This is a genomic window from Leucobacter luti (assembly GCF_004217175.1).
In the GTDB taxonomy this organism is placed as follows: Bacteria; Actinomycetota; Actinomycetes; order Actinomycetales; family Microbacteriaceae; genus Leucobacter; species Leucobacter luti.
Window position 1 is genome coordinate 271,471 of the sequence record NZ_SHKI01000006.1, and the last position, 21,127, is coordinate 292,597.

Consider the following 21,127-nt stretch of genomic DNA (forward strand, 5'->3'; position numbering starts at 1 on the left):
CGGACTGCGTCGCCGTGAATGACACACCCGTAGAAGACACACGAGTCGCATACGTGCACGCTGATGCATATTGAACTGGGGATTGACATGAACACCGCACCTCCAACATCCGCCGCGGTCCCTGATGCGCAAAGCATCGCGGCCCCGAGCAGCCTGACTGAGACCCTCGCCGTGGTCTCGCCGCAGAGACGCGCGCTCCCAGAGGGCGTGTCGAAGGCGGTGAAGGCAGTGGTCGGAATGCTCGGGATCTTCGCGATCTGGGAGCTGATCGTGCGCGTGTTCAATATCCCGAGCTACCTGCTCGTCGGCCCGCTCGCGGCGTTCGAGAAGCTCGGAGAGCAGCCGGGGTACTTCGCGCACCACGCCTGGGTCACCGTGCAGGAAGCACTTGCCGGATTCGGCCTCGGTGTGGGTCTCGGCATCGTGTGCGGGGCGGTGCTGTTCTACATTCCGCCCGTGCGGCACTTCCTGTACCCCGCGCTGATCGCGGTGGACACGATCCCGAAGGTTGCGCTTGCGCCCCTCTTCATCGTGTGGTTCGGCTTCGGTTTCGAGTCGAAGGTGTTCGTTGCCATGGCCATCGCATTCTTCCCGCTCGTGATCAACACGTTCGACGGGCTCTCCGCCGTTCCGAACGAGCTCAAGGAACTCGCCCGCATCAACAACGCGAGCGCGTTCATGCGGATGCGCAAAATTGAGTTCTGGTACGCGCTGCCATCGATCTTCTCGGGAGCGAAGATCTCGATCTCTCTGGCGGTCGGCGGCGCGGTGGTGGGCGAGTTCATCGCCGGCACTGACGGACTCGGGCAGGTGATCCTCCGCGCAAACGCGCAGAGTGACCTCGCGACGATGTTCGCGGCGTTTATGGTGCTCGCGGCAATCTCGCTCCTGCTGTTCTACCTCATCACCCTGCTCTCGCAGCGGCTTTTGCCGTGGCGCAACCACGTGAAGTGACGCCCTCGGGCGCAGCAACAGACCACCGTATTTAGAAAGGAAGGCTCGCGAATGCGTGCAAGGAAACTACTGGCGGCAGCCCTGGTCGTGGGAGCCGGGCTCCTCGCCACCGGCTGCGGTACCGACGCCGGCGCGTCCGGCTCTGACCGGGTCAGCCTGATGCTCGACGTGGCGGTGCTCCCCAAGCACGCGCCGTTCTACGCGGCCGCCGCGGCCGGGTTCTTCGAGGAGGAAGGGATTGATCTCGAGATCATGCCCGGCTCCGGATCTGCAAACACCGTCGCGTCGGTCGATACCGGACGGGTCGATTTCGGCTGGGCCGACTTCAACGTGTCGATCCTCAACCGGGCGCAGGGCGCAAACATCCAGCAGATCAACCTCGTGCAGGGAATGTCTGCCTACGCGGCGCTCGCGCTGCCAGATTCCGGCATTGCCGACTGGGACGACCTCAAGGGGAAGACGGTTGCCACCGAGGGCAACGGTGCGATGGTGGCGATGTGGCCGGCCGTGCTCGACAAGCTCGGCTGGGACGAGGACGACGTCGCGGTCGTGTCGGCAGCGGGGGAGGCAAAGATCCCCGGCCTGATCGCCAAGCAGTGGGACGCCAACCTGGCGCTCTACGTCTCTGACGCCCCGATGCTCGTCGCCGAGGGCTACGACCCGGTCGTGCTGAAGTGGGCCGATCTGGGCCTGCTCTACTACGGCAACGGTGTGATTACCTCGGGCGACACGATCGCCAACGATCCCGATCTCGTTGAGCGCTTCACGCGCGCCCTGCAGCGCGGGTTCGTGTGGTCGTGCCAGAACCAGGAAGACACCGCCGCCTCGTTCTCCGAGGCGGTCCCCGGATTCGATGACGCCGCGCTCGCGGAAGCGATCTCCGGCCAGTGCGACCTGATGTGGAGCGACGAGAGCCGCGAGGCGGGGTTCGGCACCATGAGTGACGCCGGCGTGCAGAAGCAGATCGACGTTGCCGCCGAGTACCTGGGGCTCGAGAACCCCGGCGAACAGGATCCGGCAGACATGTACACCAACGAGTTCCTTGAGCCGCTGGGGCCGGACGAGCAGATCCCCGCGCCGAACAAGTAACCGTACCCAGCACCGCTACGAGCTGAGAACACAGGAGTCAAGATATGTCTGCAATTGAACCGGTGATTAGCGTTCGCGACGTCGGGATGACCTACTCCGCGCGCGACGGATCACGAAATACCGTGCTGCGCGGCTGCGACTTCGACATCGCCCCGGGGGAGTTCGTGTCGATCGTGGGCCAGTCTGGCGGCGGCAAAACCACGCTGCTCAAGATCATCTCGGGCCTCCTGCAGAACACCGAGGGGGAGGTGCTCGTGCGCGGCAGGGACGTGACGGAGGCACTCCGCGACATCGCCATGGTGTTTCAGAGCCCCACGCTCCTGCCCTGGCGCAACAACCTCGCAAACGTGATGCTCCCGATGGAGTTCCGCAAGCGGGCCACCCCCGAAGCGCGCGCGCACGCTCGTGAGCTGCTCGACCTTGTGGGCCTCGGCGATAAGGCAAAGAACTACTCGTACGAGCTCTCCGGTGGGATGCAGCAGCGGGTATCGATCTGCCGGGCGCTCGTGTCGCACCCGGAGATTCTGCTCATGGACGAGCCATTCGGCGCACTCGATGCGATGACGCGTGACTCGATGAACTTCGAACTGCAGCGCATCTGGCAGGAGACGCGACGCAGCGTGCTGTTCGTCACTCACAGCATCCCGGAGGCGGTCTGGCTTGCCGACAGGGTGCTGGTGGTGGGCGATCGGCCCGGCCGAATCATCGCCGACATCCGCGTGGATCTGCCCCGTCCGCGCGCGAAGGAGACGCGCTACCTCGACGAGTTCGCGGAGCTCGTTGCGCAGGTCGAACGCCTGCTCGGGGTCGAAGCTGGGATCAGCTGACCGGCCACTGCACCCCGCCGTGGTGCGGGCCGCGCGGCCCGCACCGACACACCGACACTAGAGAGGACCACACGCTATGGCACGCATCATCTGCAGCGCAGAGGAGGTCGAGCGCCGCTACGGTTTCACGCCGAACGAGCGCCTGCTGTTTTCCGCGATTCGGCTCGATTCATTCCCGTTCGTCACGCCGCTCATCTTTGAGGACGGCGACACCGAGCTGCTGCTCGCACGCCAGCAGGAACAGGGCAACATCCTGTCGGCCGGGGTTGCCCCGGAACGAATCCGCTTCTACGAGCCCTGGGTCACCATCGATCCGCGACCGGTCGCTGAGTTTCCCGCGGCCACCAACCTCTCGGCGCTCGTTCGCGAGCTCGTGGGCGATCGGCCGGTGGAACTCTCCCCGGACGCGCCGTACGCGCACTTCCTCAAGCTGAGCGGCGAGGTCGAGGTGCGGGTGCCGCACGAGGAGCCCCGGCCGGTCAGCGTCTACGAGGTCGCTCAGGACGACGTCGCCAACACGTTCGCGAAGTGGCGCGCCGCCGCGGTGCCGGTCGCCTCGCGAGTGATCGCGGGGGTGCCGCACCTTGCCGGGCTCGACGCCCACTTCGACGCCGGCACCGACACCAGGTTCAGTGGCCTTGCGGGCGTGGCCGAGCGCCTGGGCGTCAACGCGATCCTGATCTCCTCCGACCCGAACTACTCGGAGGCAACGGGCACCCCGCGCGGCGCGGGAACCCGCGCGCTGTGGTCGCAGGCGGACGGGCGGCTCGTGGTCATCGCTGACCGCGAGCTGGACGGCGCCCTCGGGGCTCCGGTCGCGAGCTACGACTCGGCGGCGCAGGCGATCCTCGCGCACGCCGGAGGCTCGCGCATCGCTTTCGAGGAGCAGTGGGAGACGAGCGCGCTCGGGATCGAACTGTCGGGTGGCGGCGCGGTGTTGGTCGCGGCCTCGCTCGCGCTCGGCTCCTGGCGCGACGAGCGGGACCACGAGGACCTTCCGTTCCAGGTGCTCGCGGCGCGAGCCTCCACGACGGCGATCGAGGCGGCGGTCGCCTGGGCCCACGGGCGACTCGACGCCGGTGAGAGCTTCACCGAGAACGACATGTATGCCGAGTACCTCGCGGCGCTCGAGCGCTTCAGCGGCGCGGCGGAGGTCCCGTTCCGGATCGAGCCGTACTTCACGAACCTGCACTCGTCGCAGCGCATGCTGTTCCCAGGCCCCCCGACGGACTTCCCCATCAACTCCGAGACCACCTGCGTGCAGCTCGACGCCGGTGTGCGGGTGGTGATCGACGGGGTGACGGTCGCCACGTCCGACATGGCGCGCTCGCTGCTGCGCACCCCCGAGGGCCGGGAAGCCTACGAAATCTTGACGCGAGCCGTGCGTGAGGGAGTGATCCCGCAGCTGCGCCCCGGGGTGGTGTGCGAAGACGTCCACGCGGGCACGCTCGAGTACCTCGCGGCGGTGCGCCCGCGCATGATCGAGCTGGGCCTGCTGGGCGAGGAGACCGACTTCGACACGGAGTACCGCAAGCGCAACGTGGGGCACCTCATGGGTAAACAGGAGTCGTTCGCAAACGAGCTGCGGCCCGGGTATCGCTTCGTGCTTCGGGAGGGCTCCTATGGCGCCGCCGAGATCCCGTGGCGCTACGGCAACTACGCAATCGGAACCGAGGACCTCTGGTTTATCGGTGCAGAACGCACCTACAACCTCACGCTCACCGAGTAGCGGCTGGTTCTCCGTGCGCTGAGCGGCGCGCTGACGGCGCCGCGTCCTGCAGCTCCCGCACCACGCGGCGGGTCAGCGGACGCGAGTCGTCAGCGCGCCACACCGCGTGCAGCTCGATGGGGCTCGGATCGCTGGTCATGAGCGGAGCGTAGACCACGCCGGGGAGCCCGAACGCTGCGGCGGACTCTGGGACGAGGGCGACTCCGCAGCGTGCCGCGACGAGCGCGACCATCGTTGAGACCTGGCTCACGGTGAAGCGGTGTCGCCACCGGGAGATTGGCATCAGCCGCGTGGCGATGTCGTAGAAGTACTTCGCCTCGACGGGGGAGTGCATGATGATGTCTTCGTTGACCAGATCCTCCACCGTGATGGGGCTGGTGCGTCGCGCGAGCAGGTGATCTGCGGGGAGCGCGATGAGGAGTCCCTCCCGGTGGACGCGCAGCGAGCTGAACTGGCCCGGATCAAACGGCGGCCGCCCAATCGACACGTCGATGGTGTTCTTCGTGAGGGCGTCGAGCTGGCGCTTGGTCACCATCTCCTGAAGCTCGATCGTCACATCGGGCAGCGCGGCCGAGAGCCGCGCGAGGGTGGGCCCCAGGAGCGTGAATGCGCTCGACGCGGTGAAGCCGATGCGCACGATTCCGGAGAGCCCGGCGGCGACGGTGCGCGCCACCTGGGGTGCGCTGTCGGCGATCGCGAGGATGCGACGCGCCTCATCGAGAAATGCCCTGCCGGCATCAGTGAGCTCAACGCGACGGTTGCTGCGGGTGAGCAGCTGCACCCCGATCTGCGATTCGAGCCGCTGGATCTGCCGGCTCAGCGGCGGCTGCGTCATCTGCAGACGCTCAGCCGCGCGCCCGAAGTGCAGCTCCTCCGCGACGGCGACGAGCGCTCGAACCTGGTCGAGAGTGTATGACATGCGGCTCACGGCTCCTTTGACAACGAGTGGCTCCCACAACGATACCTAAAATGCATTCAATGATCTAGAACAGATGTTGGACAGGTATGCATGGCGAAACCTAGCGTGAAGGCATCGGGTCACCTGCCCGAGCGCCTCGCAGCTTGGGGGCGTATCCACCACACAGCGGAGGTAGTACGACGTGCCCACCATCGAACCCACGGAGCTTGCGCACCAGATCGGCTCTGGACTGCTCTCATTCCCCGTCACCCACTTCGACGCAGAGCTGCAGTTCGACGAGGGCGCCTATCGCGAGCACATCGACTGGCTCAGCGCCTACCCAGTTGCGGGCCTGTTCGCGGCCGGCGGGACGGGGGAGTACTTCTCGCTCACGACCGAGGAGGTGGCGCGCGTTGTGACGGCGGCGGTGAGCGAGGCGAACGGCCGCGTCGCCGTGCTCGGGCCGGCTGGCGGCTCCGTGCACCAGGCGGTTGCGCAGGCCCGCGCGGTTGAGGCTGCCGGCGGTTCGGGCATCCTCCTGTTCCCGCCCTACCTCACGGAGGCCGGGCAGGAGGGCCTCGCCGCGTACGTTGCAGCGGTGTGCCGCGCGACCTCGCTCGGCGTCATCGTCTACCACCGGGCGAACGCGCAGTACTCCGCCGAGACGCTCGTGGCGCTCGCTGACCGGTTCCCCAACTTCATCGGCTTCAAGGACGGCGTGGGGTCGATCGAGCAGATGACGCAGATCTACGCGACGCTCGGGGACCGCCTGACCTACATCGGTGGCCTCCCGACGGCGGAGACGTTCGCGCTGCCGTACCTTGAGCTCGGCGTGACCACGTACTCGTCGGCGATGTTTAACTTCGTCCCCGAGTTCGCGGTCGACTTCTACGGCGCGGTGCGGCGCCGCGACCACGCGGCGGTGTTCCGCGCACTGCGCGAGTTCGTGCAGCCGTACCTCGAGATCCGCAACCGGGTACCCGGCTATGCGGTGTCGATCGTGAAGGCCGGCCTCGATGCGCGCGGGCGCGTTGGTGGGCCGGTGCGCGCTCCGCTGCAGGAGCTCACCCCGGCGGATCGGGACGACCTGCGTGCAATTCTCGAGCGGGCGGTCGTGCCGGCGACGGTCTAGTTTTCGGCGGGGCCGGGGCAATTGCTCCGGCCCTCGTGCTGTGCCCGGGCGGAAGCCGCACCGCACTCGAAGTTCATCAGATGAATCCAAGCCACCGTGCGGGCCCGCCCAGCGTGCGGCGCCGCTGCGGAATGGTGGCATAATGGGGACGCAGTGGATTCTCAGCCATGCACTGTTCCGGGTGTGCTCGGAACGCGCTAGGGCTCGCTGGGGTCACGTCGTCAGCTGCTGAGCGCTGCTCAGCAAAGCAAGACCAAGGAGGAAGCCCGTGTCAGCCCAAACGGCAGAGGCCGCGCCCGCGGCGAAGCAGAAGAGTCGCCCGGGTGGCACGCTCTACCGCGGCAACGAGGGAATGTGGTCGTGGGTGCTGCACCGAATCACCGGTGTCGCCATCTTCTTTTTCCTTCTGGTGCACGTGCTCGACACGGCACTGATCCGCGTCAGCCCCGAGGCATACAACGCGGTTATGAGCACCTACAAGACCCCGATCATGGGGCTGGGTGAGGCCGCGCTCGTGGCCGCAATCGTCTTCCACGCCTACAACGGCATCCGCATCATCCTCGTGGACTACTGGAGCAAGGGTGCTCGGTACCAGCGCACGATGTTCTGGATCGTCATGGCCCTCTGGGTCGTCACGATGGCCGGCTTCCTGCCGCGCCACCTGATGAACGTATTCGGTCACTAGGCGAGGAGAGAGACATGACGATGACGATTGATGCTCCGCGCTCACAGGCCCCCGCGAAGAAACGCACCAACTGGGAAAAGTGGGGCTGGATCTACATGCGCGCCTCCGGCGTGCTGCTCGTGGTGCTGGTGTTTGGCCACCTCGCTTCGAACCTGCTCATCACCGAGGGCGGCGTGCACGCGATCAACTTCGGCTTTGTTGCCGGCAAGCTCGCGAGCCCGTTCTGGCAGATCTGGGACACCCTGCTGCTCTGGCTCGCCCTCATCCACGGTGCCAACGGCATGCGCACGATCGTGAACGACTACGTGTCGCGCCCCGGCCTCGCGAAGGCCTTCAAGGTCGCGCTCTTCCTGTCCGCGGCGCTGCTGATCCTGCTCGGCACCTTCGTGATCTACACGCTTGATCCGTGCCCCGCCGGCGCAGACCCGTCGCTCGTCGCGTCGTTCTGCAAGGCATAGCACCGGTTACCGGCACAGGTTTTCTGAATCGAGAATAGGACTCACGTGACTACAGATACCCACCAGGGCGAAGAAGTTACCGTCAAGGACGGCGTTACTTACCACCAGTTCGACGTCGTCATCGTGGGCGCCGGCGGCGCCGGCATGCGCGCGGCGATCGAGGCGGGGCCGAAGGCGAAGACCGCGGTCATCACCAAGCTCTACCCCACGCGGTCGCACACGGGCGCGGCGCAGGGCGGCATGGCCGCGGCGCTCGCGAACGTGGAGGACGACAACTGGGAGTGGCACACCTTTGACACGGTCAAGGGCGGCGACTACCTCGTCGATCAGGACGCGGCAGAGATCCTCGCGAAGGAAGCCATCGACGCGGTCATCGACCTCGAGAACATGGGCCTGCCGTTCAACCGCACGCCCGAGGGCAAGATCGACCAGCGCCGCTTCGGCGGCCACACCCGCGACCACGGCAAGGCCGCAGTTCGCCGCGCCTGCTACGCCGCAGACCGCACGGGCCACATGATCCTGCAGACGCTGTTCCAGAACTGCGTCAAGCTCGGCGTCAACTTCTTCAACGAGTACTACGTGCTCGATCTCGTGATGACCGAGTTCGACGGTGTGAAGAAGCCGTCCGGCGTTGTAGCCTACGAGCTCTCAACGGGCGCGCTGCACGTGTTCCAGGCGAAGTCGATCGTGTTCGCCACCGGCGGCTTCGGCAAGGTCTTCAAGACCACCTCGAACGCGCACACCCTCACGGGCGACGGCGTTGGCATCATTTGGCGGAAGGGCCTGCCGCTCGAAGACATCGAGTTCTACCAGTTCCACCCGACGGGCCTCGCCGGCCTGGGCATCCTCCTCACCGAGGGTGCGCGCGGCGAGGGCGCGATCCTCCGCAACGCCTCGGGCGAGCGCTTCATGGAGCGCTACGCCCCCACCATCAAGGACCTCGCGCCCCGAGACATCGTGGCGCGCTCGATGGTCCAGGAGGTGCTCGACGGCCGCGGCGCCGGTCCGCACAAGGACTACGTGTACCTCGACTGCACCCACCTGGGTGCCGAGGTGCTCGAGACGAAGCTTCCCGACATCACCGAGTTCGCCCGCACCTACCTGGGCGTCGACCCCGTGACCGAGCCGGTCCCCGTGTTCCCCACCGCGCACTACGCGATGGGCGGTATCCCCACGAACAACGACGCGCAGGTCCTCTCGGACAACACCACCGTCGTCCCCGGCCTCTACGCCGCCGGCGAGTGCGCGTGCGTCTCGGTGCACGGCTCAAACCGACTGGGCACCAACTCGCTGCTCGACATCAACGTGTTCGGCAAGCGCTCGGGCAACCACGCGGCCGACTACGCGAACACCGCCGAGTTCGTTCCGCTGCCCGAGGACCCGGCCGCGTTCGTGCGCGACCTGGTTGACGGCTTCCGCAACGGCTCCGGCACCGAACGTGTGGCAGACATCCGCAAGGAACTGCAGGAGTCGATGGACCGCGGCGCGCAGGTGTTCCGCACCCACGACTCGCTGACCGAGGTGCTCGCCGTGATCCACGGACTGCGTGAGCGCTACAAGAACGTCGGTGTGCAGGATCGCGGCATGCGCTACAACACCGATCTCCTCGAAGCGATCGAGCTGGGCTTCCTGCTCGATCTCGCCGAGGTCCTCGTCTTCGCGGCTCGAAACCGCAAGGAAAGCCGTGGCGGCCACATGCGCGACGACTTCCCGAACCGCGACGATGAGAACTACATGCAGCACACGATGGCCTATCTCACGGGCGACCCGCACTCGGCCGACCCGGAGGACCACATCCGCCTGGATTGGAAACCGGTCGTCGTGACGAGGAACGAGCAGGGCGAGTTGCGGTACCCGCCGCTGGAGAGGAAGTACTAGGCCATGAGCACCGTTACCACCGAGGCTCCCGCGCAGGTCGAAGACGCCCCCAAGCCGTTTACGGTCACCCTGTTGGTGCGCCGCTTTGACCCCGAATCGGGCCGCGAAGCGTACTGGGAGGACTTCGACGTCGAGATGTACCCGACGGATCGAATTCTTGACGCACTGCACCGCATCAAGTGGGACCAGGACGGCACCCTGTCGTTCCGCCGCTCCTGCGCGCACGGCATTTGTGGCTCCGATGCGATGCGCATCAACGGCCGCAACCGTCTCGCCTGCAAGACGCTGATCAAGGACCTCGATATCTCGAAGCCGATCTACGTCGAGGCGATCAAGGGCCTGCCGCTCGAGAAGGACCTCATCGTCGACATGGAGCCGTTCTTTGCCTCCTTCCGCGAGGTGCAGCCATTCCTGGTCGCAAACTCGGCGCCCGAGGGCGGCAAGGAGCGCATCCAGTCGATTGCCGACCGCGAGCGCTTCGACGACACCACGAAGTGCATCCTGTGCGCGGCGTGCACCACCTCGTGCCCCGTGTTCTGGACCGACGGCCAGTACTTCGGACCGGCAGCGATCGTCAACGCGCACCGCTTCATCTTCGACTCGCGCGACGACAACGCCGAGGTGCGCCTCGACATCCTCAACGACACCGAGGGCGTGTGGCGCTGCCGCACCACCTTCAACTGCACCGACGCGTGCCCCCGCGGGATCCAGGTCACCAAGGCAATCGCCGAGGTCAAGGCCGCGATCCGCACCGGCAAGACCGCGTAGGGTTCAGCGCGCGCGGGCGGAACACGCCCGCTAGCATTGCATCATGACGACGCCCCGTGATTCATCCCCGGCACCAGCCGGCGACGAACACGGGGCGTCTCGTGTTGCCGTTGCTGTTGACGTCGGTACGACCGTGTGGCGGTGGGTGCAGCGCACCCGGCCGTGGCGGGCGTTCTCGCACTTCACCAACGTCGGCGGGAGCGTGCTCACCGGTGGCATGAGCTACCAGGCGCTCTTCGCCGTGTTCGCCGGGCTCTACCTCGGGTTCGGGATCTTCGGGATCTTCCTGCGCGGGCATCCGGACCTGCTGCAGACCCTGATCACTCAGATCAACATGCTGGTGCCCGGGCTGCTCGGCGACGGCAAGGACAGCGCGGTGCAGATCAGTCTGCTGCTGCAGACCCGTGGACTCGACTGGACGAGCATCGTCGCTGGCGCCTCCCTGCTGTGGGTCGCTATGAACTGGTTTACCGGGACGCGGCGGTCGATACGGATCATCTTCGGGCTCGAGGTCAAGGAATACCGCAACGCGCTGCTGCTGAAGCTGCGCGACCTCGTGCTCGCCATCGGGTTCTTCATCGCGATCCTCGTGTCGGCGGTGCTTACTGTCGCGAGCTCGGGGATTTCCGACTGGTTCTTCTCGCTGATCGGCGTGAACCCGGACGGCTGGTTCTTCGGGTGGCTGGGCAGCCTCGTGCGCTACGGCGCGATGTTCGTGTTCGACGTGCTCGTGCTGATCGCGATGCACCGCTTCCTCGCCGAGGTGTACGTGCCGCGCTGGCCGCTGATTACCGGCTGCGCGCTCGGGGGAGCGGCACTGCTCGGGCTCAAGATCCTGGGCGGCGCACTGCTGGGCGGCGCCTCGAGCAACCCCCTGCTCGCCACCTTCGCGGTCTTCATCGGCCTCCTGATCTGGTTCAACCTGATCTGCCGCACGCTGCTGCTCACGGCAAGCTGGATCGCCACCGGGCAGGATCGCACGCTGGGGCTGCCCGAATCAGTTTCCGGAGTCACCCCGCTGTCGCTGCTCGAGTAGCGGCGTTCGACTCGCTCTGGCGCTTTGGCGCTCCGGCTCGCTCCGGCGCTCTGGCTCGCTCCGGCGCTCTGGCGCCCCAGCTCGCCGGCCCGTCGGCGCCGTTGGCGGCGTAGGCTGGGGGCATGCAGGAGCGCGGAGCACCCGAACCCCATGACGTTGTGGATCTGATCGCCACCAAGCGGCACGCGGGTGAACTGCGCTCCGACGAGATCGCCTGGGTGGTCGCCGCGTTTACGCGCGGCGTGGTCGCACCGGAGCAGATGAGTGCGCTGCTCATGGCGATCGTGATCCAGGGGATGGGGCGGCGCGAGATTCGCGACCTCACCGCCGCGATGATCGCGAGCGGGGAACGCTTGAGCTTCGCGGGGCTCGGGCGGCCGGCGATCGACAAGCACTCCACCGGTGGGGTCGGCGACAAGATCACGCTGCCGCTCGTCCCGTTGCTTGCTGCGCTGGGGGTTGCCGTGCCCCAGCTGTCTGGCCGCGGGCTCGGCCACACGGGCGGCACGCTCGACAAACTCGAGTCGATTCCCGGCTGGCGCGCGGCGCTGAGTACTGAGGAGATGTACCGGGTGCTCCGTGACGTCGGGGGAGTGATCTGCGCCGCGGGTGCTGGCCTCGCCCCCGCAGACCGCGCAATGTACGCGCTGCGCGACGTCACGGGCACCGTGGCCGCGGTACCACTGATCGCCTCGTCGATCATGAGCAAGAAGATCGCCGAGGGCGCCGACGGGCTGGTGCTCGATGTGAAGTTCGGATCGGGAGCGTTCTTGCCTGCGGTGTCGGAAGCACGCGAGCTCGCCGAAACGATGGTGCAGCTGGGAGCGGACTCGGGCCTCCGCACTGTCGCGCTGCTCACCGACATGGACGCGCCGCTCGGCCGGGCCGTCGGCAACGCGAACGAGGTGCGTGAGGCGGTTGCCGTGCTGCAGGGCGGTGGTCCGGCCGACGTGGTCGAGCTGACGCTCGCGCTCGCCAGGGAGATGCTCGATCTCGCGGGGATGCACGATGTGGACCCGGCACCGGCGCTTGCCGACGGCCGCGCGCACGACGCGTGGCGGCGTCTGATCACGGCGCAGGGCGGGGATCCAGACGCTCCGCTTCCCGTTGCACGTGAAACCGAGCTTGTCCGGGCCGAGCACGACGGGATTGTGCAGCGGGTCGACGCGCGCGCGGTCGGGGTGGGCGCGTGGCGCCTCGGCGCCGGGCGCGCGCGGCCGGGCGACCCCGTGGACCACGCCGCGGGGGTCGAGGTGCTGGTACATCCCGGAGACGCCGTGCGTGCGGGGGACCCGCTGTTCGAGGTGCGCTGCGACGACACCGGGCGGCTCGCGCGCGGCCTCGAGTCGCTCGCGACCGCCGTCGAGCTCGGGGTCGTGGCGCCGGAGCCGCGGCCGCTTGTCGCGGGCAGGGTTTCTGGGAAATAGATGTGAGTCGCGCGGGCACGTGTCAGATTCGCGCGTGAACTGACACTTCTTAGTGTGACGGCCCCGATCGGGGTCGGAAACACTGAGGAGAGACATCATGAGTGCAGCGATCGCGGGGCCCCGTCACACGGCAGCGCCCGCGCAGCTCGGCGGATCGCTCGAGGGCGACTTCGTTCTGCTCGCGAGCTCGCTCGAGGAGACGCGCGAGCTGCTCATCGAAGCCAAGCTCGACCCGATCGGAAGCACGGTACGCGCGCGGATCGACAGCCTCGCGCACGCGTGCGAGGGGCTCACCCGCCGCATCCGTGCGGCGGCGACAAGTTCCGAGCCGCTCCCGCAGGCGCAGCTCCTCCTGCTGATGCTCGAGATCGACGAGGTGTGCCGCGCCACGAGCAGGCTCTGTGCGTAGCGGCGCACCACACACGCGCTGGCGCGGCGGTCCCCCACCACGCGCCAGCTGAGTCGGACAGTCCCGACTCCCACAAGCTCGCAGCGAAACCCGTGACACCCCCCATCCCCCACGGGTAACTTCCCCCAAGTGTTCGCTGCGATACGGAAGGCCGGCCCGAGCTCCCCCGCCGGGCCGGCCTTCCCCCTTTACGTCAGGGGGCCGCTGCGGCGTCGCGCGGTCCTTGGGCCTCCGCCGCTACCGCCACGACGGCTTGCGGAATCGCGCGGGCCACGTCGAGTGCGAGGATCGGCTGCTCGTGCTCGTGCTCGTGCTCGTGCTCGTGCTCGCGCGCCGCGTCGCCGAGCGCCGCGTCGCCACGCGCCGGGGGAGTGCCACCCGCGGTCGCCGCGGCACGGGCGGCGCGGTCATGCAGCAGTGCCGCGGTCGCCCCGAGCTCACAGAGCAGCTCGGGCGCGGAGCGCATGCGTGCCGCGTGCTGGGCGACGAGCCCGCCGAGGATCCCCGCAAGCACATCACCCGTTCCGGCAGACGCGAGGCGCGAGGTCGCGGGCCCGGTGTGCAGGGCGCGTCCGCCGGGACTCGCGGAAATTGAGATCGCCCCCTTGAGGAGCACGGTGACCCCGAGAGCAGCCGCGAGCCGCAGGGCCGCGGCACCCCGCTGCACCGTCTCGAACGGCTCGTGCAGGGCCTCCGGAAGCGGGCCCAGCCCCGCGCCGGACCACAACCGCGCGAATTCGCCGGCGTGCGGGGTAATGATGCGCGGGAGGCGCGCCGCGGCCGGACCGTCAAGCAGCAGCTCAAGCGCGCCGGCGTCGATCACCACTGGAGCCGGGCCGCGCAACAGCTCGCGCAGCCGCGCAGTCTCCTCGGTGCTGCGCACGGCGGGATCGGTGCCCGAGCCGAGCAGCCAGGCGTCGCACGGACGGCCGGGGTGCTCGCCAAACACGGTCTCGGGCCGAGCGGCAAGCACGGCGGCGGCCGGGGCGGGGAGCCCATAATCGGGAGCCTGGTCGTGCACCGGCGGGACGTAGCGCACCAGCCCCGTGCCGACGCGCCAGGCCGCGCTCACGGTGAGTACCGCGGCGCCCGGGTACTGTGCCGAGCCGGTGCGCGCCCCGAGCACCCCGCGGCGATACTTCGTGTCGGCCGGCCCGGGCGGCCGCAGCCACCCGGCCGCGGCACGCTCGGGCCAGCGCGCGCTCATGCGCCCGGGTTCCCCTCCTGGAGGCGAGCGAGCGTGTCTCGCACCGCCGACTCGAGCTGGGCGAGCGTCGCCTCGGCGGCCGTCCGGCGCTCCGCGGCCGTACCGACGTCGCTCAACGTGTCGAGGTAGACCTTCAGCTTCGGCTCGGTGCCGCTCGGGCGGATCATGATCCGGCTGCCGCCGTCGAGATCGAAGCGGAGCACGTCGGCCGGCACCTCGGCGATGCCTGGCGTGAGCAGGTCCTGAATCTGGGTGACCGCGATCTCGGCAAACTCGCGCGGAGGGTTCTCGCGGATCCGTGCGGCGACCGCAGAGGCCGCGGGCATCGAGTCGAGGCGGAGCGTGATCTGGGAGCTCGCGAAGTGGCCGAAGCGCTCGCTCGCGTCGTCAAGCAGATCCCACACGGTGCGGCCCGCTGAGGTGAGCTCGCGCACCATCGCGATCGCGTCTGCACTCGCCGAGATCCCGTCCTTGTCGCGGACGATATCCGGGTGGGTGAGGTAGCCGAGCGCCTCCTCGAAGCCGAACAGGAGGCCGGGCACGCGCGACACCCACTTGAAGCCGGACAGGGTTTCCGCGTAGTCGAGCCCGTACTCGGCCGCGACGGCGCGGAGCGCTGGTGACGAGACGATCGTGCACGCGAGGGTGCCGCGCGGGTCGGTGCCCTGCCGCTCGGCGCGCGCCCACTCGCGCTCGGCGGCGCGCCAGCCGAGCAGCAGCCCGAGCTGATTTCCGGTGAGTCGGCGGTAGCCGCCCGCGGCGTCCGCGTCGGGCACCGCGATCGCGAGCCGATCCGCGTCCGGATCGTGCGCGACGATCAGTTCCGCGTCAACGGTTTCCGCCACCCGGAACGCGATATCGAGCGCACCCGGCTCCTCGGGGTTCGGGAAATCGACGGTCGGGAACGCGCCGTCCGGGCGATCCTGCTCGGCCACCGGGGTGACCGCGGGCAGCCCGGACGAGGTGAACACGCGCCGGGCGAGGTCGGCGCCAACGCCGTGCATCGCCGTGTAGACGACACGCAACGCGCCGGACGCGGCGATCGGGGTGCCGGGGGAGCCGGGCTCCGTGGGGAGACCGGCCAGCAGGGCGGCGGCAGTCTCGGCCACGTACGCGTCGGCAACGCCCGGCCCGAGGACCGTGTAGTCGGTGCTGCGCGGCAGCTCCGCGAGCGGGCGGGCGGCGATCGCGGCGATCCGCTCGGCGATGATCGCGTCGACCGGCGGCACGATCTGCGAGCCGCCGTCGCCGTCACCCAGGTACACCTTGTAGCCGTTGTCTCGCGGCGGGTTGTGGCTCGCGGTCACCATTACCCCGGCCGACACCCCGAGGTGGCGCACGGCGAACGCGGTGAGCGGGGTGGGCCCCGCCTCCGGGAACAGGAACACGCGCACGCCCGCGCCGGCCATCACCTCGGCGGTGTCGCGGGCGAACACGTCGGAGTTCACCCGGCCGTCGTAGCCGATCACGATCGACGGCGGGGTCTCGGCCTCGCCCCCGGCCGCGCGCTCGCGCAGGTAGGCGGCGAACCCCGCGCTGGTCTGCGAGACGACGACGCGGTTCATCCGCTGCGGCCCGGGGCCGAGCGGTCCGCGCAGCCCCGCGGTGCCGAACGCAAGCCGGCCCGAGAACGCCGCGGCGAGCTCCGCGAGGGCCCCCGCGTCGGCGGCCGAGGCGCGCTCCACCAGGTGCAGCGTCTCACGCTGGGTGGCCGGATCAATGTCGTCCTGCGCCCACGCCGTTGCCACAGCAATCAGCTGTTCCGGATCGTGCACAGACGAGTCCCCCGAGAAAAGTCCCATCGCGTGTTCTCCCTCCCTCGGCGAGCGCCGGAGTGATTTCAAGCTACCACCCCTGAGAGCGACGCGCCGGGAGGGTAGCTAAGCTTGAATCGGGGTGTCGGATCTGGCATCCGCGAACACGACGAGAGGACCGCCCATGTGCGCTTCCGTGCGCTGCGAGACGTGCAGCAAGACGACCTGGGCTGGCTGCGGCGAGCATATCGAGGAGGCCCTCGCGGGCGTCCCCACCGCTGAGCGCTGCGTCTGCCCCCGCTAGGGGCACCCAGCGCAACAGGAACGGCACCGCGGCGAAGCCCGCCGGGTGCCGGGGAGCGCCCGCGCCCCGCGTCTCACACGACGCGAAGGCGACGGGCGTTTTCTGCGTCTTCGAGCGGTGCGAGGGCCGCCATCGCGGACACGAAGTGGGGCGTCTCGGTGTGCGCGTCGAGGTCGGCTTGAGAACGCCACGACTCGGAGAGCACGAAGGCTGAGTCATCCTCGATGTCGGCGAGGAGCTCGTAGCTGAGGCACCCGGGCTCGGCGCGGGTCGCGGCGATGAGGTCTCGATACACGGCGAGGGCCGCCTCGCGGTGCTCGGGCCGGATCCGGCAGGGGACGAGAACGCGCAGCATACGGCTCCTCAGGCTCGGTGACGGGTCGCAGCTCAGCGTATCTCGTTGCGCCGCCGGCTACTCCGCCGTGGCGAGCTCGGGCGGCGGGTCGCTGGGGGCGAGGTCGCCGCACCCGATGGCCGCCTGCACGGCGAGCCAGCATTCGGCGGTGTCTTCCATCGACGAGAGGTCGCGGTCGATGATCTTCTCGATGCGGGAGATCCTGGCGATCAGGGTCTGCCGGTGCACGAACAGCCGCTCTGACGCGCGCACCCAGCTGCGGTTCTCCTCGAGGAAGATTCGGAGCGTGTGCGTGAGCGAGGTGCCGCGTTGCTCGTCGTAGGTGCGGAGCGGGCCGAGCACCTGCCGGGCGATGCCGCGGAGCTGCTCGGGATCGTTCGGCAGGAAGAGTGAGGTGGTCTCGTGCTCCTCGAAGCGCAGCACCCGGCCGGACTGGTGCGCGCGGATCAGCGCGCTCCGCGCCTGGCGGAGCGCGGTCGGCAGCTCCGTGAGATCGGTGAACGGAGCGCTCACCCCCACGCCGCCGCGCGTGTCAGCGATCGAGCCAAGCATCGGATCGAGCTCGGGGCTTGACTCGACGAGCAGCAGCACCTGCCCCTCTTTGATCGTCGCGAGCGCCGGGACCTGGCTCGTGGCGAATGTGGAGTGCACCTCCTCGAGCGTGGCGCGCGTATCCGCGTGCTGCGACACCGCGAGCAGGTAGGGTGGCGCAACGCCGTAGGCGGCCACGAGGTGATCGGACGGCGCCGACGCGACCGCCTCGTCGGAGAGATCGCTCAGCAGGAGCGAACCGTGGAGCCAGTCGCTGCGCCGCGCCGCCACCTTCACGGCGAGCGCGTTGTCGACGATGCTCGCCGCGTGCTGCAGCAGGGTGCGGTCGATCGGGCCCGCGTGCGCGATCTGCAGCTCGGGTTCGCCCGGCGAGAGCAGGGGCACCGCCCAGATCCCGGAGGCGAGCTGCCGGAGCGCCCCTGGGCCGCGCGCTCGGTCGCGCGGGTGCAGCGTGAGATCCGCGAGCAGGATCCGCCCCAGCCCGTCGAGAAGCGCGTCGATCGCGTCGTCGACCGAGTGCTCGCCGAGCGCCGCGTACATGCGCTCGGTCTGCAGCACCCGGGTGTTGTACTCGCGCTGCACCGCCTGCGCCACGGCCTTCGCGAGCGACACGAACGGGACCTCGTGCTCCGTCTCGAGCACCGGGAAACCGATCTGTGCGGCGTGGGCGAGCGCTTCCTGCGTGAACGGGTGCTTCGGCATCTTCGCGTCGATCGCGATCGCGGCGATCCCCGCAGCGTGCATTCCGGACAGGTAGGCCTGCTGCGCCGCTGTGCCCGCGGGCACTCCGATGCCGGTGGTGAGGACGAGCGCGTGCTCGCCGAGCCACTGCCACGGCTCAGCGAGCTCGCACACGTGCGCCCACTCGATGACCCGGTCGTTTCCGATGCCGGGCGTCAGGGAGGTGGTGCCGACGGCGGGCAGCTGCAGGAGCGAGCTAACCGTGAAGGTCATATTTCAAGCATATGCTCGGCCCCGACACGGTCAACTCTCCAGCGCTCGGTTGAGTGCTGCGGCGGCGCGGTACCCGGACGCCACGGCGCCGGAGAGTGACTGCGCGAGCCCCGTGTGCTCGCCCGCGATCGCCACGCGACCAGCGGCCTCCTCGAACGCGGTCGCATCGGCGGCCTCCCAGCCGAGGCCGGGGGCTGAGTAGGCGCCCCGCGCCCACGGGTCATCGGCCCAGGTGGTGAGGAGCACGTCTCCGTCGATCTCGAGCTCCGGGCGCATGGCCCGCAGCGCGGCCACCCAGGTGTCGGGCCCCGCGCTGACGCGCAGGGCATCGAGCGCGAACGGGCCCCCGGCGAATGACGAGAGGGCGTTGATGCGGTGCTCGCCGTCGGTGCTGAGTGAGCGCCACGACCACCAGGTGTGCTCGGGGTTCTGCAGCGCAACGTCGCTGTCGACGCGGCGCAGCGGGACGCCGAGCTTCGCAGCGACCCCCATGAACCGGTGATCGAGGGCCCGCTGCTGGGCCTCCGGGAGCGCGAAGCCAAGCTCAAGCTCGCGCAGCAGGGGGAGCGGGGCGGCGACCACGGCGGCGGCGGCATCGAGCCGCGTACCGTCGCGCAGCACCACCTGCACGCCGGTCGGACTCTGATCCACGCCAGCGACCGGGTGGTCAAGCCGCACGCGGTCGCCGAGGCGCCGCGCGAGCTCCAGCGAGAGCGACTGATTGCCCCCCACGAAGCGGCCGCCGTCCTCGATGTACCCGTTTGCGGTCGACGACTCGTGCAGCAGCACCGCCTCGGCACTGACGAGTGCCGGGTCGGCCGCGGCGGAGGTGGTGGTGCGGCGGTACACCGGGTCCAGCCGGTAGCCGGAGCCGAGCGCCGTGGCGAACGCGGCCTCGAGGGACACTGCGCGGGCGCCGTCTGCAAGCATCTCGGCGAGGGTCGCCCGCACGCGGTCACCGGTCGTATCGAGCTCGTCGACCGAGATCACGCGGCCGTTCACGGTGCGGCGGCCGTAGCGAACCGCGTGCGACATGATCGGCACTCCGACCTCGGCGGAGAGGCGCCGGATGGGGAACTCGGTGGGGAAGATGTACTCGCCACCGCGCTCAGTCACCTCGCCGTTCCCGAGCCGCTGCGACCAGGTGCGGCCGCCGACACGGTCACGCGCTTCGAGCACGGTGCACTGGTGGCCGGCCTTGCTCAGCTCCCACGCGGCGGTGAGCCCCGCGAGCCCGGCTCCGATGACGATGACGTCCATCCGTGTTCCTCCTTGAACCGATCGGTGTGTCGCTCCCCATCGTAGGGATCTCGGCGAGGATCTGCGCCTCCGGGCGCCCCTCTCGGGGCGAAAGCTTATGTTCGTACACCCCGCGGAGACACCGACGTACGAATCTATGAAAGATCACCGCGGCGGTAACGAAGGAGTAACGGGGCGGGGGCCGAACGCGTGATCCGCTGCTAGCTTCAGGAACTGCCGGACACGGTGCGACCGCCCCCGAGGCGGCCGCGCCCCGGCACGATCACGATCATGAGGACCACGATCACAACGAAGTGAGGAACACATGTCCACTCCCAGAACACTCCGGGCGAGCAAGCGCCCATTCGCCCGCCGTGGGCTCGCGCTCGCCGCAGGCACCGCCGCGCTCGCGCTGACACTCGTCGGATGCGGCGGCACGGCCGAGCCCGAGGCCGCTCCCGAACGCGACCTCGGCACCCCGGTCGCCGGCGAGATCAAGGCCGGCGCGCTCGACGGCGTGACCCTCACCTTTGCCGGCTCCGGCGGCGTGTTCCAGGACGGCCAGAAGGTCGCGCTCTGGGACCCGTTCGCCGAGGCGTCTGGCGCAACCGTCAACCAGGACGCGTTCGACGCGGGCAAGCTCAAAGCGATGGTCGACAGCGGCAACGTCAGCTGGGACGTGGTGAACACCACCCAGTTCGACACGGCCCGCGGCTGCGGCACGCTGTACGAGAAGTACGACTACTCGCAGATCGACGTCTCGAAGATCCCCGAGGGCACCATTACCGACGACTGCATGGTGCCGCAGATCCTGTACGGCCTGGTCGTGGTCTACAACACCGACAAGTTCGGTGATAATCCGCCCACGAGCGCCGCCGACTTCTTCGACACCGAGAAGTTCCCGGGCAAGCGCACGGTGAGCCAGTCCACCTACGTTGACCCGCAGACCGTCGAGTTCGCGCTCACCGCGCAGGGCAAAGACGTGAAGAACCTCAAGCCCGAGGACATTGAGGGCGCGTTCGACATGTACAAGGACCTCGGCAACGACGTGATCGGCTGGACTACCGGCGCGGCCGCTCAGCAGCAGCTCGAATCGGGTGAGGCCGTGATGGGACTCGTCTGGTCGGGCCGCGGCTACGGCGCCGCCGAGGCCGGTGCGCCGGTTGCCCCGATGTGGGACGAGTGGATGATCATGGTCGACTCGAACGGCATCCCGAAGGGGGTCAAGGATCCGCAGGCGGCGTTCGCGGCGGTCAACTACTCCATCGGCGCGGAGCAGCAGGCGAAGATGACTGAGGAGACCTCCTACGGTGGGGTCAACGTTGACGCGAAGCCCGAGATGGACGAGCTCCTCACCGAGTGGATGACCACCGAGCACCTCGACACCGGAATCTCACCAAACGTCGACTTCTGGGTCGAGAACTACGACGCCCTCGCCACCGCGTGGGCCGGCTGGGCCACGGGTAACTGAT

19 protein-coding genes are annotated in these 21,127 nt (G+C 68.8%); 13 read left to right on the forward strand and 6 right to left on the reverse strand.

Annotated features, from left to right (window positions below):
• Positions 1-87: 87 nt before the first annotated feature.
• The 4 genes from EV139_RS12645 (at position 88) to EV139_RS12660 (ending at position 4,599) form a co-directional block, all read left to right on the forward strand.
• The gene (locus EV139_RS12645) at positions 88-954 is read left to right on the forward strand and encodes an ABC transporter permease (protein WP_130454699.1); all 867 of its coding nucleotides are present in this window, start codon (positions 88-90) and stop codon (positions 952-954) included.
• A 51-nt stretch (positions 955-1,005) separates the two neighbouring features.
• A complete protein-coding gene (locus EV139_RS12650; protein WP_130454700.1) occupies positions 1,006-2,043 on the forward strand; it encodes an ABC transporter substrate-binding protein in 1,038 nt (345 codons plus the stop codon).
• Positions 2,044-2,087: 44 nt separating this feature from the next.
• Positions 2,088-2,870: an ABC transporter ATP-binding protein gene (locus tag EV139_RS12655; protein ID WP_198677566.1), complete on the forward strand. Its 783-nt coding sequence runs from the start codon at positions 2,088-2,090 to the stop codon at positions 2,868-2,870.
• A gap of 76 nt (positions 2,871-2,946) precedes the next feature.
• Positions 2,947-4,599 carry a M24 family metallopeptidase gene (locus tag EV139_RS12660; protein WP_130454701.1) on the forward strand — a complete coding sequence of 551 codons (1,653 nt, stop codon included), beginning with the start codon at positions 2,947-2,949 and terminating at the stop codon, positions 4,597-4,599.
• Here the strand turns inward: EV139_RS12660 and EV139_RS12665 are convergent.
• Positions 4,589-5,518, reverse strand: coding sequence for a LysR family transcriptional regulator (locus EV139_RS12665; RefSeq protein WP_130454702.1), 930 nt, complete (start codon positions 5,516-5,518; stop codon positions 4,589-4,591). The genes EV139_RS12660 and EV139_RS12665 overlap by 11 nt on opposite strands.
• A gap of 181 nt (positions 5,519-5,699) precedes the next feature.
• Between EV139_RS12665 and kdgD the strand changes: the two genes are divergently transcribed.
• The 8 genes from kdgD to EV139_RS12705 all read left to right on the forward strand — a co-directional run bounded on the left by kdgD (position 5,700) and on the right by EV139_RS12705 (position 13,290).
• A complete protein-coding gene (gene kdgD / locus EV139_RS12670) occupies positions 5,700-6,629 on the forward strand; it encodes a 5-dehydro-4-deoxyglucarate dehydratase (RefSeq protein ID WP_130454703.1) in 930 nt (309 codons plus the stop codon).
• A gap of 268 nt (positions 6,630-6,897) precedes the next feature.
• Positions 6,898-7,314 (forward strand): succinate dehydrogenase, cytochrome b556 subunit, encoded by a 417-nt coding sequence (gene sdhC, locus EV139_RS12675; protein WP_130454704.1) that lies wholly within the window; start codon positions 6,898-6,900, stop codon positions 7,312-7,314.
• A 14-nt stretch (positions 7,315-7,328) separates the two neighbouring features.
• Entirely contained in the window at positions 7,329-7,772 is a 444-nt protein-coding gene (locus tag EV139_RS12680; RefSeq protein WP_130454705.1) for a succinate dehydrogenase hydrophobic membrane anchor subunit, read from the forward strand.
• Between the two features lie 45 nt (positions 7,773-7,817).
• Positions 7,818-9,650: a succinate dehydrogenase flavoprotein subunit gene (gene sdhA / locus EV139_RS12685; RefSeq protein ID WP_130454706.1), complete on the forward strand. Its 1,833-nt coding sequence runs from the start codon at positions 7,818-7,820 to the stop codon at positions 9,648-9,650.
• A 3-nt stretch (positions 9,651-9,653) separates the two neighbouring features.
• Positions 9,654-10,418 (forward strand): succinate dehydrogenase iron-sulfur subunit, encoded by a 765-nt coding sequence (locus EV139_RS12690; protein ID WP_130454707.1) that lies wholly within the window; start codon positions 9,654-9,656, stop codon positions 10,416-10,418.
• Positions 10,419-10,461: 43 nt separating this feature from the next.
• Complete coding sequence (locus EV139_RS12695; protein ID WP_130454708.1) at positions 10,462-11,454, forward strand: YihY/virulence factor BrkB family protein; 993 nt, start codon at positions 10,462-10,464, stop codon at positions 11,452-11,454.
• Between the two features lie 122 nt (positions 11,455-11,576).
• Complete coding sequence (locus tag EV139_RS12700) at positions 11,577-12,881, forward strand: thymidine phosphorylase (RefSeq protein ID WP_130454709.1); 1,305 nt, start codon at positions 11,577-11,579, stop codon at positions 12,879-12,881.
• Between the two features lie 97 nt (positions 12,882-12,978).
• Complete coding sequence (locus EV139_RS12705) at positions 12,979-13,290, forward strand: hypothetical protein (protein WP_130454710.1); 312 nt, start codon at positions 12,979-12,981, stop codon at positions 13,288-13,290.
• A gap of 193 nt (positions 13,291-13,483) precedes the next feature.
• Here EV139_RS12705 and EV139_RS12710 read toward each other — a convergent pair whose 3' ends face one another.
• From EV139_RS12710 to EV139_RS12730, 5 genes are all read right to left on the reverse strand, one after another.
• Positions 13,484-14,497 carry an ADP-dependent NAD(P)H-hydrate dehydratase gene (locus EV139_RS12710; protein WP_130454711.1) on the reverse strand — a complete coding sequence of 338 codons (1,014 nt, stop codon included), beginning with the start codon at positions 14,495-14,497 and terminating at the stop codon, positions 13,484-13,486.
• Entirely contained in the window at positions 14,494-16,299 is a 1,806-nt protein-coding gene (locus EV139_RS12715) for a phospho-sugar mutase (protein ID WP_130454712.1), read from the reverse strand. The genes EV139_RS12710 and EV139_RS12715 overlap by 4 nt, the downstream gene beginning before the upstream one ends.
• Before the next feature lie 329 nt (positions 16,300-16,628).
• Positions 16,629-16,910, reverse strand: coding sequence for a putative quinol monooxygenase (locus EV139_RS12720; RefSeq protein WP_130454713.1), 282 nt, complete (start codon positions 16,908-16,910; stop codon positions 16,629-16,631).
• A 57-nt stretch (positions 16,911-16,967) separates the two neighbouring features.
• Positions 16,968-18,416, reverse strand: coding sequence for a helix-turn-helix domain-containing protein (locus EV139_RS12725; RefSeq protein ID WP_130454714.1), 1,449 nt, complete (start codon positions 18,414-18,416; stop codon positions 16,968-16,970).
• Positions 18,417-18,446: 30 nt separating this feature from the next.
• Positions 18,447-19,676, reverse strand: a complete 1,230-nt coding sequence (locus EV139_RS12730; RefSeq protein ID WP_130454715.1) for a flavin monoamine oxidase family protein — start codon at positions 19,674-19,676, stop codon at positions 18,447-18,449.
• A 304-nt stretch (positions 19,677-19,980) separates the two neighbouring features.
• Here EV139_RS12730 and EV139_RS12735 point away from each other — a divergent pair, with 304 nt between their 5' ends.
• Positions 19,981-21,126: an extracellular solute-binding protein gene (locus tag EV139_RS12735; RefSeq protein ID WP_198677567.1), complete on the forward strand. Its 1,146-nt coding sequence runs from the start codon at positions 19,981-19,983 to the stop codon at positions 21,124-21,126.
• The last annotated feature ends 1 nt before the right edge of the window (position 21,127 follow it).

Bases quoted from the DNA above. Each gene is read 5' to 3' on its own strand.
- EV139_RS12730 (WP_130454715.1), bottom strand. From the start codon at position 19,676: ATGGACGTCATCGTCATCGGAGCCGGGCTCGCGGGGCTCACCGCCGCG.
- EV139_RS12645 (WP_130454699.1), top strand. From the start codon at position 88: ATGAACACCGCACCTCCAACATCCGCCGCGGTCCCTGATGCGCAAAGC.
- EV139_RS12720 (WP_130454713.1), bottom strand. From the start codon at position 16,910: ATGCTGCGCGTTCTCGTCCCCTGCCGGATCCGGCCCGAGCACCGCGAG.
- EV139_RS12735 (WP_198677567.1), top strand. From the start codon at position 19,981: ATGTCCACTCCCAGAACACTCCGGGCGAGCAAGCGCCCATTCGCCCGC.
- EV139_RS12680 (WP_130454705.1), top strand. From the start codon at position 7,329: ATGACGATGACGATTGATGCTCCGCGCTCACAGGCCCCCGCGAAGAAA.
- EV139_RS12690 (WP_130454707.1), top strand. From the start codon at position 9,654: ATGAGCACCGTTACCACCGAGGCTCCCGCGCAGGTCGAAGACGCCCCC.
- EV139_RS12665 (WP_130454702.1), bottom strand. From the start codon at position 5,518: ATGTCATACACTCTCGACCAGGTTCGAGCGCTCGTCGCCGTCGCGGAG.
- EV139_RS12700 (WP_130454709.1), top strand. From the start codon at position 11,577: ATGCAGGAGCGCGGAGCACCCGAACCCCATGACGTTGTGGATCTGATC.
- EV139_RS12705 (WP_130454710.1), top strand. From the start codon at position 12,979: ATGAGTGCAGCGATCGCGGGGCCCCGTCACACGGCAGCGCCCGCGCAG.
- EV139_RS12650 (WP_130454700.1), top strand. From the start codon at position 1,006: ATGCGTGCAAGGAAACTACTGGCGGCAGCCCTGGTCGTGGGAGCCGGG.
- EV139_RS12725 (WP_130454714.1), bottom strand. From the start codon at position 18,416: ATGACCTTCACGGTTAGCTCGCTCCTGCAGCTGCCCGCCGTCGGCACC.
- EV139_RS12660 (WP_130454701.1), top strand. From the start codon at position 2,947: ATGGCACGCATCATCTGCAGCGCAGAGGAGGTCGAGCGCCGCTACGGT.
- EV139_RS12715 (WP_130454712.1), bottom strand. From the start codon at position 16,299: ATGGGACTTTTCTCGGGGGACTCGTCTGTGCACGATCCGGAACAGCTG.
- EV139_RS12695 (WP_130454708.1), top strand. From the start codon at position 10,462: ATGACGACGCCCCGTGATTCATCCCCGGCACCAGCCGGCGACGAACAC.
- EV139_RS12655 (WP_198677566.1), top strand. From the start codon at position 2,088: ATGTCTGCAATTGAACCGGTGATTAGCGTTCGCGACGTCGGGATGACC.
- EV139_RS12710 (WP_130454711.1), bottom strand. From the start codon at position 14,497: ATGAGCGCGCGCTGGCCCGAGCGTGCCGCGGCCGGGTGGCTGCGGCCG.